The sequence below is a fragment of the Dyadobacter sp. CY327 genome (genome assembly GCF_021390415.1).
Classification (GTDB): Bacteria; Bacteroidota; Bacteroidia; order Cytophagales; family Spirosomataceae; genus Dyadobacter; species Dyadobacter chenhuakuii.
The window spans coordinates 1,316,873-1,331,954 of the sequence record NZ_JAJUXJ010000007.1; the positions used below are offsets into that span (position 1 = coordinate 1,316,873).

The 15,082-nt window shown below is 46.1% G+C and carries 16 protein-coding genes; 7 read left to right on the forward strand and 9 right to left on the reverse strand.

Annotation, left to right across the window (positions count from 1 at the left end; genetic code table 11):
- The first annotated feature begins 14 nt into the window (after positions 1-14).
- On the forward strand, positions 15-506 hold the full coding sequence (msrA, locus tag LZG74_RS21845; RefSeq protein WP_233798613.1) for a peptide-methionine (S)-S-oxide reductase MsrA: 492 nt from the start codon (positions 15-17) through the stop codon (positions 504-506).
- Between the two features lie 79 nt (positions 507-585).
- Here the strand turns inward: msrA and LZG74_RS21850 are convergent, their stop codons facing one another.
- The 6 genes from LZG74_RS21850 to LZG74_RS21875 form a co-directional block, all read right to left on the reverse strand.
- Positions 586-1,059: a hypothetical protein gene (locus LZG74_RS21850; RefSeq protein ID WP_233798614.1), complete on the reverse strand. Its 474-nt coding sequence runs from the start codon at positions 1,057-1,059 to the stop codon at positions 586-588.
- 70 nt (positions 1,060-1,129) lie between these two features.
- On the reverse strand, positions 1,130-2,368 hold the full coding sequence (locus tag LZG74_RS21855) for a sorbosone dehydrogenase family protein (RefSeq protein WP_233798615.1): 1,239 nt from the start codon (positions 2,366-2,368) through the stop codon (positions 1,130-1,132).
- 127 nt (positions 2,369-2,495) lie between these two features.
- On the reverse strand, positions 2,496-5,114 hold the full coding sequence (locus tag LZG74_RS21860; RefSeq protein WP_233798616.1) for an ABC transporter permease: 2,619 nt from the start codon (positions 5,112-5,114) through the stop codon (positions 2,496-2,498).
- Positions 5,111-5,449, reverse strand: a complete 339-nt coding sequence (locus LZG74_RS21865) for a PadR family transcriptional regulator (RefSeq protein ID WP_233798617.1) — start codon at positions 5,447-5,449, stop codon at positions 5,111-5,113. The genes LZG74_RS21860 and LZG74_RS21865 overlap by 4 nt, the downstream gene beginning before the upstream one ends.
- 176 nt (positions 5,450-5,625) lie before the next feature.
- Positions 5,626-6,357, reverse strand: coding sequence for a LytTR family DNA-binding domain-containing protein (locus tag LZG74_RS26450; RefSeq protein WP_233798618.1), 732 nt, complete (start codon positions 6,355-6,357; stop codon positions 5,626-5,628).
- Between the two features lie 27 nt (positions 6,358-6,384).
- On the reverse strand, positions 6,385-7,353 hold the full coding sequence (locus LZG74_RS21875; RefSeq protein ID WP_233798619.1) for a sensor histidine kinase: 969 nt from the start codon (positions 7,351-7,353) through the stop codon (positions 6,385-6,387).
- Positions 7,354-7,390: 37 nt separating this feature from the next.
- Here LZG74_RS21875 and LZG74_RS21880 point away from each other — a divergent pair, with 37 nt between their 5' ends.
- From LZG74_RS21880 to LZG74_RS21890, 3 genes are all read left to right on the forward strand, one after another.
- Positions 7,391-8,221, forward strand: a complete 831-nt coding sequence (locus tag LZG74_RS21880) for a carcinine hydrolase/isopenicillin-N N-acyltransferase family protein (RefSeq protein ID WP_233798620.1) — start codon at positions 7,391-7,393, stop codon at positions 8,219-8,221.
- A gap of 128 nt (positions 8,222-8,349) precedes the next feature.
- A complete protein-coding gene (locus LZG74_RS21885; protein WP_233798621.1) occupies positions 8,350-8,772 on the forward strand; it encodes an SRPBCC family protein in 423 nt (140 codons plus the stop codon).
- A gap of 84 nt (positions 8,773-8,856) precedes the next feature.
- Entirely contained in the window at positions 8,857-9,318 is a 462-nt protein-coding gene (locus LZG74_RS21890) for a hypothetical protein (protein WP_233798622.1), read from the forward strand.
- Positions 9,319-9,350: 32 nt separating this feature from the next.
- On the opposite strand, the gene LZG74_RS26300 is transcribed toward LZG74_RS21890, so the two are convergent.
- Together LZG74_RS26300 and LZG74_RS21895 are read right to left on the reverse strand one after the other, a co-directional pair.
- A complete protein-coding gene (locus tag LZG74_RS26300) occupies positions 9,351-9,485 on the reverse strand; it encodes a hypothetical protein (RefSeq protein WP_255699512.1) in 135 nt (44 codons plus the stop codon).
- A gap of 114 nt (positions 9,486-9,599) precedes the next feature.
- Positions 9,600-10,361 (reverse strand): AraC family transcriptional regulator, encoded by a 762-nt coding sequence (locus tag LZG74_RS21895; protein ID WP_233798623.1) that lies wholly within the window; start codon positions 10,359-10,361, stop codon positions 9,600-9,602.
- A gap of 168 nt (positions 10,362-10,529) precedes the next feature.
- Here LZG74_RS21895 and LZG74_RS21900 point away from each other — a divergent pair, with 168 nt between their 5' ends.
- From LZG74_RS21900 to LZG74_RS21910, 3 genes are read left to right on the forward strand one after another with little or no spacing between them, the layout of a single operon-like run.
- Positions 10,530-12,668, forward strand: a complete 2,139-nt coding sequence (locus tag LZG74_RS21900) for a carboxypeptidase-like regulatory domain-containing protein (RefSeq protein WP_233798624.1) — start codon at positions 10,530-10,532, stop codon at positions 12,666-12,668.
- A gap of 28 nt (positions 12,669-12,696) precedes the next feature.
- Positions 12,697-13,872, forward strand: coding sequence for a PepSY domain-containing protein (locus LZG74_RS21905; RefSeq protein WP_233798625.1), 1,176 nt, complete (start codon positions 12,697-12,699; stop codon positions 13,870-13,872).
- A gap of 18 nt (positions 13,873-13,890) precedes the next feature.
- A complete protein-coding gene (locus tag LZG74_RS21910) occupies positions 13,891-14,091 on the forward strand; it encodes a hypothetical protein (RefSeq protein WP_233798626.1) in 201 nt (66 codons plus the stop codon).
- Between the two features lie 72 nt (positions 14,092-14,163).
- On the opposite strand, the gene LZG74_RS21915 is transcribed toward LZG74_RS21910, so the two are convergent.
- Positions 14,164-15,033 carry a DUF1080 domain-containing protein gene (locus LZG74_RS21915; protein WP_233798627.1) on the reverse strand — a complete coding sequence of 290 codons (870 nt, stop codon included), beginning with the start codon at positions 15,031-15,033 and terminating at the stop codon, positions 14,164-14,166.
- Positions 15,034-15,082 lie beyond the last annotated feature (49 nt).

The window sequence follows — 15,082 nt, forward strand, 5'->3', positions numbered from 1 at the left end:
TAAAATCGGAATATATGAGTACTGAAAAAGCCATTTTGGCAGGTGGTTGCTTCTGGGGAGTAGAAGAACTTTTCAGACAGCAGCCAGGCGTTATTTCAACAGTGGTAGGATATACGGGCGGCGACGTTCCTAATGCGACTTACCGGAATCATGGAACGCATGCGGAAGGAATCGAGATCGTATACGATCCTGAAAAACTAAGTTATCGCGCGCTTCTTGAATATTTTTTCCTGATCCACGATCCGACCACAAAGAATAGGCAGGGCAATGACATAGGGACTTCTTATCGATCAGCTATTTTTTACCTGGACGAAACGCAACGGGAAGTTGCCGAAACGTTGATCGCCGAAATGGAGGCATCGGGCATCTGGCCTGGAAAAATCGTGACGGAAGTTGTTCCTGCGGGTGATTTTTGGAATGCAGAAGAAGAACATCAGGATTACCTGCAAAAACATCCGGGAGGATATACCTGCCATTTTGAAAGACCCAGTTGGAAACTGAGTTAATTTCAAAACCAATGATAGCCAAAAAAGAATGGCCTTGAATGTAAACATTCAAGGCCATTCTTTTTGGTATTAAAGTATTTCAAATCGGCAGAAGATCGCCTTTTGAATCTTCCATTTCTCCCACTTTCTGAATTACAAAAGCTGCTACAAGGCCTCCTAGCAAATACCAGGCAACCGTCATTACTTTCGTTTCAGTTGTTTTGGTAACAGGCTTGTCGCTCAACCCAAGTTTTTGTGTAAGACCAACAGCACCCAAGCCTGCAAAAAGACCATAACCCGCGCCGCGAAGCATCAAATGTTCTTTGGATCCTTTTCCAATCATGGCATAATACATGGCATTGCTCGCCAGGTCTGCCGCCAATGTCGTACCAAAAAGCGCCTTTCCGGTTGGAGCAGGTGCTCCCACCGCATGCAAAGATTTGGTTAACGCTTCTTCCCCTACCTTATCAATCCTGGGTGCTTTTGGTGACATTCTCTTGGCTACTTCATGAATAATATTGAGGACCAGGGCACCGGCCAGTCCACCAGCAAGACTTTTGATTTCAGGTTTCATGTTACTTATCGTTGTTGATCAATAAATGATTTATCTAAAAACCGTTCCAGCGAGTCAAGCAGGCCATTATTTACTGGTAAGAAACCCGGTAGATTACGCCATTGGTATCATCAGAAAATAGCAGCGCGCCATCTTTATGAACCGTAACTCCCACCAGGCGACCGAAATGCGCTTTGTTGTTGTTCACGATAAAGCCTGTCACGAAGTCGTCAAATCTTACGGGTTTCCCATTTTCGAAATGCATCCTTACGATCTTATACCCTACTGGCTCACTTCTGTTCCAGGAGCCGCGCATGGCAACAAACGCATCATTTTTATACTCATCCGGGAACATAGCACCTGAATAAAACGCCATGGCCATCGGCGCTGAATGTGCCTGATAAGTCAGTGCGGGAAGCGTGGTTTTTTGAAGGTATTGCTTGTAAGTCGTATCCCCCTTCGGGCGATCGCCGGGGTTGTATTTGCCTTCACCGTAAATATACGGCCAGCCGTAATCCGCTCCCTGCGCGATCTGGTTCACCTCTTCCTTCTGCTCATCATCTCCAAGCCAGTCGATGCCGTGGTCCATTCCCCAAAGCGCGTTGGTTTCGGGATGCCAGGCATAACCGATTGTATTACGAAGTCCTTTTGCAAATATTTTTCTGTTCGAGCCATCTTCCTCCGCTCTCAACATGGTTGCGTTTTCGGGATTTGGTTCGGGACAAGAGTTACAGGTGCTGCCGACTGAAATGTACATTTTGTTATCAGGACCAAACGCAATCGTCCGGTTGGGATGCTGGCCTCCGTCGGGCAGATCGTCAATCAGGATTTTGGGAACTCCCAGTGTTCCGTCGCCATTCACATCAGCAACATATACTTCTCTAACTGCCACAATGTACATTTTGCCCTTGTGCAATGAGAGTCCGTGTGCCTGCTTAATGGTAGCGACTGTTTTTACACCGTCCGAAACACCGTCATTGTTGGCATCTGTCAGCAACATCACAATCCCCGCTTCGCGATCGGATGCATAAATGTGCCCGTTCGCATCAGCAACCAAAATCCTTGGTTTGCCAACGCCGTCAGCAAATTTGTTGATCTTAAACCCTGCGGGAACACGAAGCTGGGCAATGTTCGCATCGGTCGCGCCTTGTACGGCTGGATAAAATACGTAACCTTCAATCTGTGTTGACGTCGGTTCTTCGTCTGTTTCCGGGATGATCGAATCCCATAAGCTATCGCCGTCTTTGCAGCTGACAACCAGCGATGCCAGCATTATTGTCAGGACTGTCCCGAGCCTGAATGCTTTTAAAAATGGATAATCTTTCTTCATGATCTTTTAGTTTTGAATTGATGACCGGTTTTCTGCGGTGGGGTTAACAATTATCGTACCCGACGAAACCGCACCAGCTATCAATCCAAAACTTTTATCCTGAAAAAAAGAATATCACAGCACCATCTTATTCACTCCGCAAACTTTTGACCGGGTTCATCAATGCTGCCTTAATGCTCTGGAAACTGACGGTCAGCAATGCAATGGAGGCGGCGATTAACCCGGCTAGTACAAACACCCACCAATCCATGGTCGTTTGATAAGCAAAATCCTGTAACCAGCTGTCCATTGCATACCAGGCAATGGGAGACGCCACAACGATGGCAATAAGTATTAATTTAAGAAAATCCTGTGAGAGCAATGCCACTACGCCGGTTACAGTTGCTCCAAGCACTTTTCGTACGCCGATTTCTTTTTTCCGCTGTTCGGCCATGAATGCAGATAAGCCGTAAAGTCCAAGACACGAGATGAAAATGGCCAGTCCGGCAAAAAGATTGAAAATGCTGCCCATTTGCTTCTCGCTCTGATACAGGTTGTCGAGGTCTTTATCCAGAAAACCATAGGTGAAGGGATAGGCCGGATTGAGTTGCTGACTGATCTTTCCCAGCTCGCTGATGGCCGCTTCCGTGCTGCCCGGCTTTGTACGGACCACAACCACGCCTCCCCATTTATTCAGCCGCAGTATCAGCGGTTCCATCGCGTATTGAAGCGATTTGAAATGAAAGTCTTTCACAACCCCGATAATCGTTCCCTTCTCGTCTGACATCGCAAGATTCTTCCCGACAGCGTTCTGAATGTTCATGCCCATGATCTGCATGGCTTTTTCATTGATCACATAATTGGCACTGTCACTTTTGAATTCGCTGGAAAAACTACGTCCTGCCAGGATTTTGGTTTTAAAAACCGATGTAAAATTTTCATCAACATTCAATGATGGAATGACGATCTGGTTGTTCGCAGTCTGCCCATCCCACACAACATCTGTCGAGCCGGAAATAAGCGCCGTCGGGAGGTCCGAAATAATTGAAAAATTTTCTGTCATGGGATTCTGGGCTAATGTGGTTTTTAATGCTTGTTGCTTTGCCCAGATGTCGCCCGTCATCGGCATGTAAAGGAGACTTGATTTGTCAAAACCAAGATTACGGTTTTTGATAAAATTCAATTGTTTGTAAACCACAGCGGTGCCGACCAGCAGCACAATCGCCACGACGAACTGTGTCACGACAAGCCCATTCCTGAACAGCAAATTCCCCCCGGCGACCCTCATTTTCCCTTTCAGCACTTTTACAGGCGCAAACCCTGACAGGAAAAGCGCAGGATAACTTCCGGCAATCAGACCGGTAAGAATGGCGATACCCGCCAGGCTCACCAACAATTTCCCATCCGTTAAATGAATGCCCAATTCCTTTCCGGTAAGATTTTTGAAAACCGGTAGAATAATGAAAACAATGCCGATGGCGATAAAAAGAGAGAGAAACGAGAAGATCAGAGACTCTCCCAAAAACTGAATAATGAGCTGATAACGACCTGCGCCTACAACCTTCCGCAATCCAACTTCCTTCGATCTGCGTTCGGAACGTGCCGTTGCCAGATTCATGAAGTTGATGCAGGCCACAGCCAAAATGAATAGGGCGACAACGAAAAATATATTGACATACTGCACATTACCATGTCCGGGCAAATCAATCTGCAAATTGGAGTATAAATGGATATCCTGTAATGGCTGCAACTGGAAATCAACTTTCAAGGTTTGGCCGCTGTCCTTACCGTGCGCAAAATGGATCTTGCTGATCTGTACACCTAATTTTTGCAAACCGGAAGGCGTAATGTCGGTGTTTTCAGTCAGTTTGAAATAGGTATAAAAGTTAAAATTCCCCCAAACGTCGTTCTGCAAATCCCAGTCGGTTTTGGCCAGGGTTGCCATTGGGATAATGAAGTCGAATTGCAAATGTGAATTGGCAGGTGCATTGGCCAGAATGCCTGCAATGGTAAAATTTTCCTTATTGTTGATGCGGATGATCTGACCCAAGGCCTCCCCGTTTCCGTAATATTTTTTAGCCATCTCCTCCGTGATCAGCAGTGCACCTGGGTCTTTCAATGCAGTTGCGGCATTTCCTTTTAACAAGGGGAAAGAAAATACTTGCAGGAAATTAGAATCCGCGAAAAAGACACGTTTTTCCTGAAATTTCTTGTCACCTGCTTCCATCAGGTTGGTAACCGGCTTGCTGACCCTTACAGCAGTCTCAATCTGAGGCATTTGCGCCCGCAACCCTCCCGCCATTCCGGCAGGACTAACCGCCGCTTTGAAATCACCTGCCGCGCAGGTAAGCCTGACGAGACGGTTGGCGTGTGCATGAAAACGATCATAGCTAAGCTCATTTTGTACCCAAAGCAGGATGAGAATGCTGCATGCCATTCCGATGGAAAGTCCGGCAATGTTCAGGATGGAGTAAGCTTTTTGGCGAATAATGTTGCGCCAGGCGATTTTAAAGTAATTTTTTAACATGGCAGGGTTCAGTATAAATGGTTGTTCATAGTTGGTTTTACTTTGGCGCCGGCGAACAAATGGCGGCAGGACGGAAACTACATTCAGGACATAGCGCAGTATCGCCTGCGTTTTTCCGCTGCGACGGACCGAGTAAGCGTAAAGCTCGTCGAGATCTCCTTCCACTTCTTCGAGCGTGTTGTGCGGGTGCAGCCAGCGAAGCAAAACTTTCGCCCAATGTGGAGGCTGTGGTGCATTCATAAGCCGATTGTTTTTAACGCGCCGTCCGGCATCAGATGCCAGAGCTTGTTGCGCAGCTGCTGAATGTCCTGCAGCGCGCGGCTTCCCAAGGCTGTAACTTTGAACAGCCGTTTCCTCCTCCCGCCCCGCTCCGTAGTTGCTCCACCCAGTTCGGAGGTTACGAACCCCTTTTCTTCCAGCCGGATCAGTGTATTGTGGACCGCGCCGAATGTAACGACGCGGCCGGTATGCTCTTCAATTTCCTGGCTGACCGTCACGCCATAAGCCTGGCCATCCAGAATCACGATCATAAGCAACACCAGTTCTTCAAACTCTCCCAAATATGTTCGGCGCATACACCCGCATCATTAGTTTACATTTTATAGTACAAATACGTGCCAGTGACCAAAAACGTGCTTAGCACTTCGTAGCGAGCCTTTTTTAATTATTCCAAATCATTTTTTTGTCCGCAGAAGAACGGATCGTGTCCGATTATGAACAGTGGAAAGCGCGGGGGTTTGCCAGTGGCAATCTAGCCTCCTATCTTCTTCATTACATGTTCCTTATAAAAATCTCCTATTGGAATGACAGCATGATCAATAAAAATCCGCTGGCGTTCGATAAAATGAATCTTGGTGAGGGCCACGAGGTAGGATTTGTGTACGCGCATGAAATAGGCTTCGGGGAGGCTCTCTTCAAATTTAGCCAGGGTCGTCAGCGTGAGTAATTTTTCGGAACGCGTGACGACGGTCGTGTAATCTTTACCGCCTTGCAGGTAAAGCAGATCCTGATGATCCACCTTGACAAGCTTATGCTCAGTTTTTATAAAAATGACTCCAAAATCAGTTTTCGTAGGATTTTCCAATGCAATGTTGGAAACACCGGCTGCTTCATTTGTTATAAATAACCTTTGCATTTTCTGAACCGAGCGCAGGAAACGGTCAAACGATATGGGTTTCAGCAGATAATCGATCACGTCATAGTCGTATCCTTCCAACGCATATTGCGTGTAGGCCGTGGTTAAAACCACTTTTGATTGGCCCGCCAATTGTTTCAAAAACTGCATCCCGGTCAAATCGGGCATTTGAATATCCAGGAAAATAAGGTTAATATGTTGATTTTGAGCGACAATAAGCCCTTCCACAGCATTTGTTGTGGTCATGACAAGATCCAGTTGCTTCATCTTATGCGCATGGCTTTCGATCACCCGCAATGCCATGGGTTCGTCATCAATCGCTATGGCTCTTATTACCTGTCCGTTCACTGTTCTGAGCGTTAACCCGGGTTAAATTTAATCTGCCTTTACCGCGTTTACATTGATTTCCAGCAAAGTATGAAATTGATCTGCTTCCTGCCAGACCCGCAGCATATGTTTGCCGGGATAGAGCAATGCCAACCTCCTTTCCACATTTTTTAATCCTATTCCGCCAGCTGTATCTCGATTCTGAAACGTGATCTGATTACTTGTTTCGAAACGTAACGTTGAGCCTGATATTGACAGGCTGATATGCACCGGAAATGCCGGGTCTCGTAACTGGCCTTGCTTAAAAGCGTTTTCTACAAAGGTTATAAAGAGCAAGGGCGCTATCATAATGCCGTTTACATTTCCTTCCAACGTAAAGTGAACGTACGTTTCAGCGGGATAACGTAATTTTTCCAGTTCAATAAAGCCAGTAAGATATTCGATCTCGCGATCGACCGGAACAAGAGTTTCATTCGATTCATACAGCATATAACGCATCATCTCGCCTAGCCGCAGAATAACATCCGGTGTCCGCTCTGGTTCGGAGAGCGACAAACCGTACAGATTGTTCATCGTGTTGAAAAGAAAATGCGGGTTAAGCTGCGATTTTAGATAAGCCAGCTCCATAACCAGTTTCTCACGCCGCATGGATTCGTGGCGAAAATAATCATTGACGGTTTTAAGCAAAAAACACAAAAAGATCCCCAACGCACTGAAAAATACATTCTCTCCAAAATAATCCCAGATTCCAATCCCTCTGGGATATTGCCAGATATCGAAAAAAGGTCCGAGAAAAAGCTGCTCAACGATGTAGCGGACCATCACATCCATTGCAATAAGTATCATGAGCGCCAACACGGCCAAGCCATATTGATGGTGCTGGAAAAGACGATCAAAAACCCAGAGGCTGAAATAGCACATCAGAATGGTTCGTCCATAACCTACCGGCGTGAAAGGATCGGTAAGATCTGCCAGGAAAAGCGGCATTCGCAGATTTCCTTCTGCCGCATCCCACAAACGACATCACTTTTGTGTAAACAAAAAAGCTAATCATATGTATAATTTCAAATTACTCAGGCTGCTAGCCCTTGCCTTTTCCCTTTGTACCCCAACATTTGCCTGCACAGTATTCACAGCATCCGATGGCAGAACCACACTGGTCGGTAACAATGAAGATTCCAGTCCTTCCCTGAAAACATTTTTATGGTTTTACCCTGGCAAAAAGCAAAAGAACGGGTTTGTAACCTGGGGTGTAAAGGAAAAGCTCCCGGAAGGCGGCATGAATGACAAAGGGTTATTTTGGGATGCAGCCGCGCTTATGCAGGAAATCCCGATCAAGCGTGATGCTGCTAAGCCCGATTTTGAAGGATATTTTGTCAATAAAGCACTGGCAGAATGTGCCACAGTGGACGAAGTAATCCGTCTGGTGAAGCGGTTTAACCTGGTTTGGCAGGAGCGCGCACAGGTTTTGGTGGCAGATGCAAGTGGCGATTACGCCCTGATTCACGCTAACTACATCATTCGCAAATCGGACCAGCGCAGGAATTACCAGGCCGTTACCAATTTCAGTTTACAGTATGGAACAGCCAACCAGGAGCCCTGCCAACGTTACAATACGGCCGAAATGTTGCTAGGGAAAAATTTGGTTTCGGTTCCGCTTTTTAAAGAAATCTTGTCCAAGACTGCGCAACGTGCGATTGACAATGCAACGATCTATTCGCAAATTGCCGATTTAAAAAATGGTCGGTTTTATCTTTATCAGCATCACAATTTCGAAGAAGAACTCGTCATTTCCCTGGCGTATGAGCTAAAAAAAGGGAAGCATCAAACGGAGATCAAAAAGCTCTTCAAGGCTGACAGGAAAATCTCCGGCACCCGGTCCTGACTTTTTAAAACACTTTTGCCAATTGACGCAACGCACCCGCATATTTGTCATAATCGGCACCTGCTTGTTTCCCGGATTTCTTTCAACTTTGCAACATACTAATTCACTAAAAAAAACCAAAAACGATTATGGAAACCGCAGCTCAAAAAATCACCGTCGAAACAACTATTAATGCGCCTGTTGCGAAAGTCTGGGAACATTTTAATGCACCTGAACACATTACGCAATGGTGTTTTGCATCGGACGACTGGCATGCGCCGTCGGCAGAAAATGATGTCCGCACCGGCGGCAAATTCAGGACCACCATGGCTGCAAAAGACGGCAGTTTCAGTTTCGATTTTGGGGGAATTTATTCCAATGTAGTTCCGGAAAAGGTGATCGAATATGGTATGGAAGATGGTAGAACGGTGCAGGTAACCTTCACAGAACATGGCGACAGCACCACAGTAACGGAAATTTTTGATGCTGAACAAACCAACCCGGCAGATATGCAGCGGGATGGCTGGCAGGCGATCCTCAATAATTTCAAGAAACACGTGGAAGCGAATTGAATTTATTTTGCCCGCACAATAATGTATTCAGAATCAAAGATTTTGGAACAATTATTGTAGACTTCTGCAAAACATTCACTCATTATGGAAAACGTGAAAGCGATTGTTAAGCAGGTGATCAAAATCTGGCGTCTTTACAAAACGCAGCAGAAAATGTTGACCGTGACCATGGGGCAGGAAATTCCGTTTTCGCTAAGAAAGTTGCTAAGCCAGGATTATATGGTTTGTTCCTTGTTCAAAAAGGAAATGGCCAACTTCTACGATGCGCTCAAATGCCACATGCGGGATGCCTGTATCCTGGATTCAGACAGCAAACCGATCACGATCGACAACCGGCACGGTAACTTTGATCTGGCATTGGCCGAGATCATTGCCGTGCATCATAAAATCATAGCCGAGTACGATGTCCTGCTGGAACTGGCAGAAAATTCAGACCTTAATACGTCACCATTGAAGCAGCACCGGAAGCAGATGGCTTTTATGATCGATGAAATAGAAGCCCAGTCGAATGGTGCGCCGGCAGGAGAAGAGACCATGTTGCTTTAAAGCAGCATGGTCTTTTCCATTTATACACCTTTCTATTTTGTAACGATCTCAACCTCTCCCCCGTTTTTGAACAGGTCGTGGGGAATAAAATAGCCTTTATTTTCCTTTCCGTTAACACTAATAGCCGTGATCGCCCGGCCACTGCCCGGCTTTTTAATGGTAATCATTTTCCCGTTGCTTGTACGCCATTTCACTTCGATTACAATATGGATTTAGGCTAATTTTCTTTGAATAGCTGGCTTGTAAAGGTAAGTCTGAATTCGTTTTCCGCATCGGGCCGGCTATCCTTTTAAGTCTTTTGGCAAAAATCCGAATTTACGCTTGAATGCGGCTGTGAAATGTTGCGGATTTTTATATCCTGCCAATGCGGCTATTTCAGCAATAGAAGCTGCATCACTTCTGTCCTGGATTCTTTGCCGGGCTTCTTCGAGACGGATATCTGTAATAAACCCAAAAATGGTCGTTCCAAATAATTCTTTAAAACCTTCCTGCAATTTGGTGCGGTTAATGCCAGCGGTTTTGGAAAGCTCTTCAATGGAATGAGGATTATGAATATTTGCAAGCAAAAGCGCCCTTACCTCGTTCAATTTATCAATGTCCATTTTCTTTAAGACCTTCTTTTCCGCCGGCAACGCGTTGATCTGACTGATCTGCAAGGTGAGCAGCTCAACGACTTTTGCTTCAATAAACAGTCTTCGCAATGTGCCTGAGAGGCTGCATTCCTCGATTTGTGCCAGGATTTGCTTCATAGGACGTGTAATCGGAAAGCTCCGGTTACCCATGATCGCAGGCAGATTTATTTCAATGTTTTTGCCAAAATCGCGTAGGATTTCAAGATCATTATGAAGAACGCGTTTCAGGAAATCGAGCGAAAGCTCAATCTCAATGCTGTCCGGACCAGACTGTTTCAGAAGATTCGCCTTGCTGTGTGATCCGGGATAAAATAGCAGGGAATGTGAGCCGCAGCTTTCGAAATGCATTCGCAGATAAGGGAAATCGCTTTCCGATGTGTGTGTAAGATCATTTTCTAAAAAAATTTTCATCCGAAACTCCTGCTTTTAGCGTCATTAAAAGTGCAGATGGCGTTAACCGCCCGAGTCAACCCACCCGTAGCTTTGCACTTATTTTTAAACAGTCTTAATTAACAAATTTATACACAGTTGACAAAATCTCTCCCAGTCCTTCCACTTTTATTTATAATGCTGCTTTTTATGCGGTTGCCAGCGGCTGGTCAGGGAACCACTATCATTTCCGGAATTGTGCAGGACGGCCAGGGAAATCCTTTACCCGGCGCCTCTGTAACTGTGATGAATACAGTTAACGGCACGCTAACCGACAGCCTTGGCGCATTCCGGATTACAGCGCCTGCTATGGAGTCGTATAAACTTGACATACAACACATTGGCTTTAAAAAACTAACGCGCACTATTGCCCGGAAAGACATCAGAAAAGGCAGTATTACTTTCACATTGCTCGACGACCAAACCCAGCTTTCGGAGGTGCAGGTGATGGGGCAATCCGAAACGCAGCAAGCAAAACTGCAACCGATCAAAGCCGAGGTGATCAATACCAAAGCAGTTCAGCAGCAACCTTCATCATTGGTTGAACTCATGAACCGCTCGGCGGGGATCCGCATTCGGCAGACGGGCGGACTAGGTTCCAATTCCGGAATCATGATGAATGGTTTTCAGGACCGCGCTATTAAAAATTTCCGTGACGGCATTCCGCTCGATTATCTGGGCGCAGGATACAACATTTCGCTCGTGCCGGTGAATATGCTCGAACGCGTGGAAGTGTATAAAGGCGTACTACCGACTGCGTTAGGCGCAGACGCGTTGGGCGGGGCGGTGAATATGGTTACCAAAAAGTCGCTTTACCGTTATGCGGAAGCATCTTATGAAATTGCCTCCTTTAACACCCACCGGGCATCATTAAACGCATTATACAGCGACACGACCCGCCACTTTTTCGTGGGTGCAGACGCATTTCTAAACCGCTCCGATAACAATTATAAAGTGGATGTCACTGTTACAGACCAGGAAACAGCTGCACGTACGCCGGCCACAGTGCGTTTGTTCCACAATCAGTTTACCAACTATTATACAGAAGGTTACGCAGGATTGACCAATCTGCGCTGGGTCGATGAGCTTCGTGTTGGTGTGACGTGGTTTCACATTAACAGGCAGAATCAATATGGCGCAAGCATGTCGCAGCCATTTGGCGCGTCGGTTAGCAGGCAGCATTCGGTGATTCCCACGCTTCGCTATCGCAAGAAGTTTGGCCGGCTCGGGATTGATCAGTTCCTCACCGCCAGCAACATTCATACTGCGCAAGTCGACACAGCAAGAGGCACTTACGACTGGTATGGCAGGTTTATTCCCAGTCCTTCCCGCCTGGGAGAAATTTCCATGCAGGGAAGTTTGTCCGACATAAAATTCTCCTATTTCACCTCACGGACCCATTTGAGCTATCAGGCTGCGGAAAATCATCTTGTGGAATTTAATGTGGTTTCTACGAACATTGGTCGCACCGGGACCGACCCGATGGGGTTAACATTGCCTGGGACGGGTGAAGTGGATTTGTCTGTGGTGAAGAAAGACGGTGTTGAATATCAGGCAGTAGGCCAGCATACCATCGCTGCGAAAGAAGGGAAATTATTCGTTGGGATCACGTACGGCACCAAGAAGGATGGCGGTTATGGCGATGACGTTTTCAATGCAGTCGAATTTGCGGTGGTGGATCTGGCGACAGATAAATATGAGAAAACGATCAAATATGATGGTTTGAAGAGCATCGGCTGGGGATCATCGGGAAACAAAATGTGGTCAATCGGAGATGATGGTGCTTTATATCTTTATAGCACGGGACTGGGAAATTCTGCGTTTTCGAATCCGTCCATCATCCGTATCAAAAAGGGCGAAACCGATTTTGACAAAACCTGGGTATATTCTACAAAAGCGCTGAAAGCGGGAAACTCCATTGCAACAGCATTGGTAAAAGGTGGAAAATTATATTTTGAAATGGCTACGGTGCCGCTTAAAACAGACTATTCCAATCTTACCGCAAGTATTTTTGAATACTATACTTACGATATGACTTCAAAACAGATTACCAAAATTGAAGGAATGCCGCTGCATGATTATGCATATGCCAATGAACAGGCCATCACTGAAATTGATGGCAAAGTTTACCTGTGGGTCCGGAACGGCACGGTAACAACCAGCGGCACCACCACCGTAACCACCGTGAATGAGGATGGATATTATGTTGTAGACGGCAACAAAGCAACCTCTGTGTTCAAAGTTGCTCATGACGGATCCATTCAAGGATTTGCAAAACTGAGTGAATAATTAATCAACCAAAACAGCATTCAACAATATGAGCTCTGTCAAAAAAATCCAGACCTGGTTCCAGATCCACAAATGGACGAGCCTGATATGCACGGCATTTTTGCTTATGCTTTGCCTTACCGGTCTTCCGCTGATCTTCCATGAAGAAATCGAAGAGCTGGAAGGCAAGCCGCACATGGCGAAACAAGTGCCCGCAGGAACGCCCAAGGCCAGCCTGGACAAACTGGTAGAAACGGCATTGGCCACTTATCCGAAAAAGGTGATCCGTTACGTCTACTGGGATGAACATGAGCCAAACACCACGGCATTCAGTCTTTCGGATTCCATCAACGCGGCGCCAGATAATTACACAACGGTGATCGTGGATGACCATACGGCTGAGGTTTTGGAAACACCCAATTACCAGGAAGGTTTCATGTATATCATGTTCCAGCTGCACGTGGATATGTTTATGGGAATCGGCGGCAAATTATTCCTCGGCGTAATGGGGTTGTTATTTATAGCAGCCATTGTCTCCGGCATCATGCTATACGGCCCGATCATGAAACGGTTTGATTTCGGTATGATCCGGACGGCGCGCTCTACCCGGCTCAAATGGCTTGACCTGCATAACTTACTCGGCGTTGTGACCATCGTATGGGGAGTTGTTGTAGGCTTTACGGGTGTTATTAACACTGCCTCGGAAATCGTCCTGGGCCTTTGGCAGCAGGGTCAGCTTGCAGAAATGACGGCGCCTTACATCAATGCATCACCCTTGTCAGGAAAATTAAGTTCTGTTGATCAGGCTGTTACATTAACCAAACAGGCAGCCCCCGGCATGGAACCGTCCCTGATCGCTTATCCCGGAACTCCGTTTTCAAGCAAACACCATTATGCAGTTTTTGTGAAAGGAAATACACCATTGACGAAGCGCATTATTAAGCCAGCACTGATCGATGCTAAAAAGGGAGTGCTGACGGACCTGCGCGATATGCCATGGTTTGTAAATGCCCTGTTCATTTCCCAGCCACTGCATTTTGGGGATTATGGCGGACTGCCGCTTAAAATCATCTGGGCGTTGTTTGATATCGCCACCATTGTGATCCTGGGCAGCGGCTTGTACTTATGGTTTGCACGAAATATAGCCACTAAAGCGCACATCAAAAGGCTGGACAAAAATGATACTGAAATCCTGACAGTTCAGGCGCATAGTGAAAATGTTTAACTTCAAACGTACCGGATTATGGTAAAAAGTGTTTTCTGGAAAGTCTGGGGACTTCCCATCATTATCGGAATTTTATCTGCAATAGGACTTTTATCGGCGCTTACCGGAGACGGTTTGTACGATTTGCTTTCCTGGCTTACTCTGGGCATTCCGGTGGTTCTGGCAGTTTGGTATTTGGTAAAACCAAAGAAAAACCCAACCATAGGCCGGGCTAAATAAATGTTGTTCTGGCTGAAATTAGTCGAATAGACTCCGCTATATTCTTGCGGGGTCTATTTGCTTTATATGGTGTTAAAATAAGCTTGCGTAATCTTTGGGCATTGCCGTAAGTTCTTTGATCAGGATGTCGCGATAGAATACTTCTGCGGCCTCACTTTGCAGCTGGATTTTCCCGCTGGTCATCGGCACATTCTTACCGTCCGGTGTAATGTAACGCGAATTATTGAGCACCATAACCACGTGGCCGTTAACGATATGCAAACTTTTTCCTTCAAAGCAAATCAGTTCAAGCGTCGTCCATTCGCCAGCGGGACTTTCGTGGTTTTCAGAGCGCATGCAATAGTAATCGCTTCCTGTTTTGAATGTACCAAAGGGTTGTTTATGATCCGCAACCCGGTTCATTACGCCTTCCGAGGGAAAAGATCGAATATCGATGGCCGAATTGGCCTGGCACCAAAAATCTCCCATATGCCCTTCCATAATCTGGAATTCCTGGGAAAGCATCCATGAGCGCCAGTATTCAGCACCTGCTTCGCCATTGGAATGATATAAAATACCCGAGTCGCGGAGCTTGTCTTTTCGCGGCTCATATTTTTTCTCGCCCCACTTCATTTGCAGTTTGAGATGATAATTTTTGTAGGATTTTTTGGTAAACAAACAGCCGTAAGTCTCGCCGCTTACGTGTAATACCGGGGATCCGGACGTATTATCTACTGAGAAAACCCTCCCGTTATCTTTGTTATAGCCAATGGGCGCAATGGGTTTTCCGCTCGCATCAGTTGGTACTTTTCCATTATAACCGGGCTTGTGATTGTAGCTCAGATAATTTTCCCACTGAGAAAGGTCTTTATCGAGCATCGGGGTCCACTCGTCTGCATTACGCATGGAAAACAGAGTGCATATCGCGATTATCGCTGTTAATGTGAGTAGTAAAGGTCTCATAATTTGATGTCGTCTGAGCGGTTGATTGGTTTTATAGACACAAATTTAA

Coding starts and splice junctions, on each gene's coding strand:
- LZG74_RS21895 (WP_233798623.1), bottom strand. CDS start 10,361: ATGAAAATTTTTTTAGAAAATGATCTTACACACACATCGGAAAGCGAT.
- LZG74_RS21850 (WP_233798614.1), bottom strand. CDS start 1,059: ATGAAACCTGAAATCAAAAGTCTTGCTGGTGGACTGGCCGGTGCCCTG.
- msrA (WP_233798613.1), top strand. CDS start 15: ATGAGTACTGAAAAAGCCATTTTGGCAGGTGGTTGCTTCTGGGGAGTA.
- LZG74_RS21885 (WP_233798621.1), top strand. CDS start 8,350: ATGGAAACCGCAGCTCAAAAAATCACCGTCGAAACAACTATTAATGCG.
- LZG74_RS21905 (WP_233798625.1), top strand. CDS start 12,697: ATGAGCTCTGTCAAAAAAATCCAGACCTGGTTCCAGATCCACAAATGG.
- LZG74_RS26300 (WP_255699512.1), bottom strand. CDS start 9,485: ATGATTACCATTAAAAAGCCGGGCAGTGGCCGGGCGATCACGGCTATT.
- LZG74_RS21915 (WP_233798627.1), bottom strand. CDS start 15,033: ATGAGACCTTTACTACTCACATTAACAGCGATAATCGCGATATGCACT.
- LZG74_RS21865 (WP_233798617.1), bottom strand. CDS start 5,449: ATGCGCCGAACATATTTGGGAGAGTTTGAAGAACTGGTGTTGCTTATG.
- LZG74_RS21855 (WP_233798615.1), bottom strand. CDS start 2,368: ATGAAGAAAGATTATCCATTTTTAAAAGCATTCAGGCTCGGGACAGTC.
- LZG74_RS21890 (WP_233798622.1), top strand. CDS start 8,857: ATGGAAAACGTGAAAGCGATTGTTAAGCAGGTGATCAAAATCTGGCGT.
- LZG74_RS21900 (WP_233798624.1), top strand. CDS start 10,530: ATGCGGTTGCCAGCGGCTGGTCAGGGAACCACTATCATTTCCGGAATT.
- LZG74_RS21880 (WP_233798620.1), top strand. CDS start 7,391: ATGTATAATTTCAAATTACTCAGGCTGCTAGCCCTTGCCTTTTCCCTT.
- LZG74_RS21860 (WP_233798616.1), bottom strand. CDS start 5,114: ATGAATGCACCACAGCCTCCACATTGGGCGAAAGTTTTGCTTCGCTGG.
- LZG74_RS21910 (WP_233798626.1), top strand. CDS start 13,891: ATGGTAAAAAGTGTTTTCTGGAAAGTCTGGGGACTTCCCATCATTATC.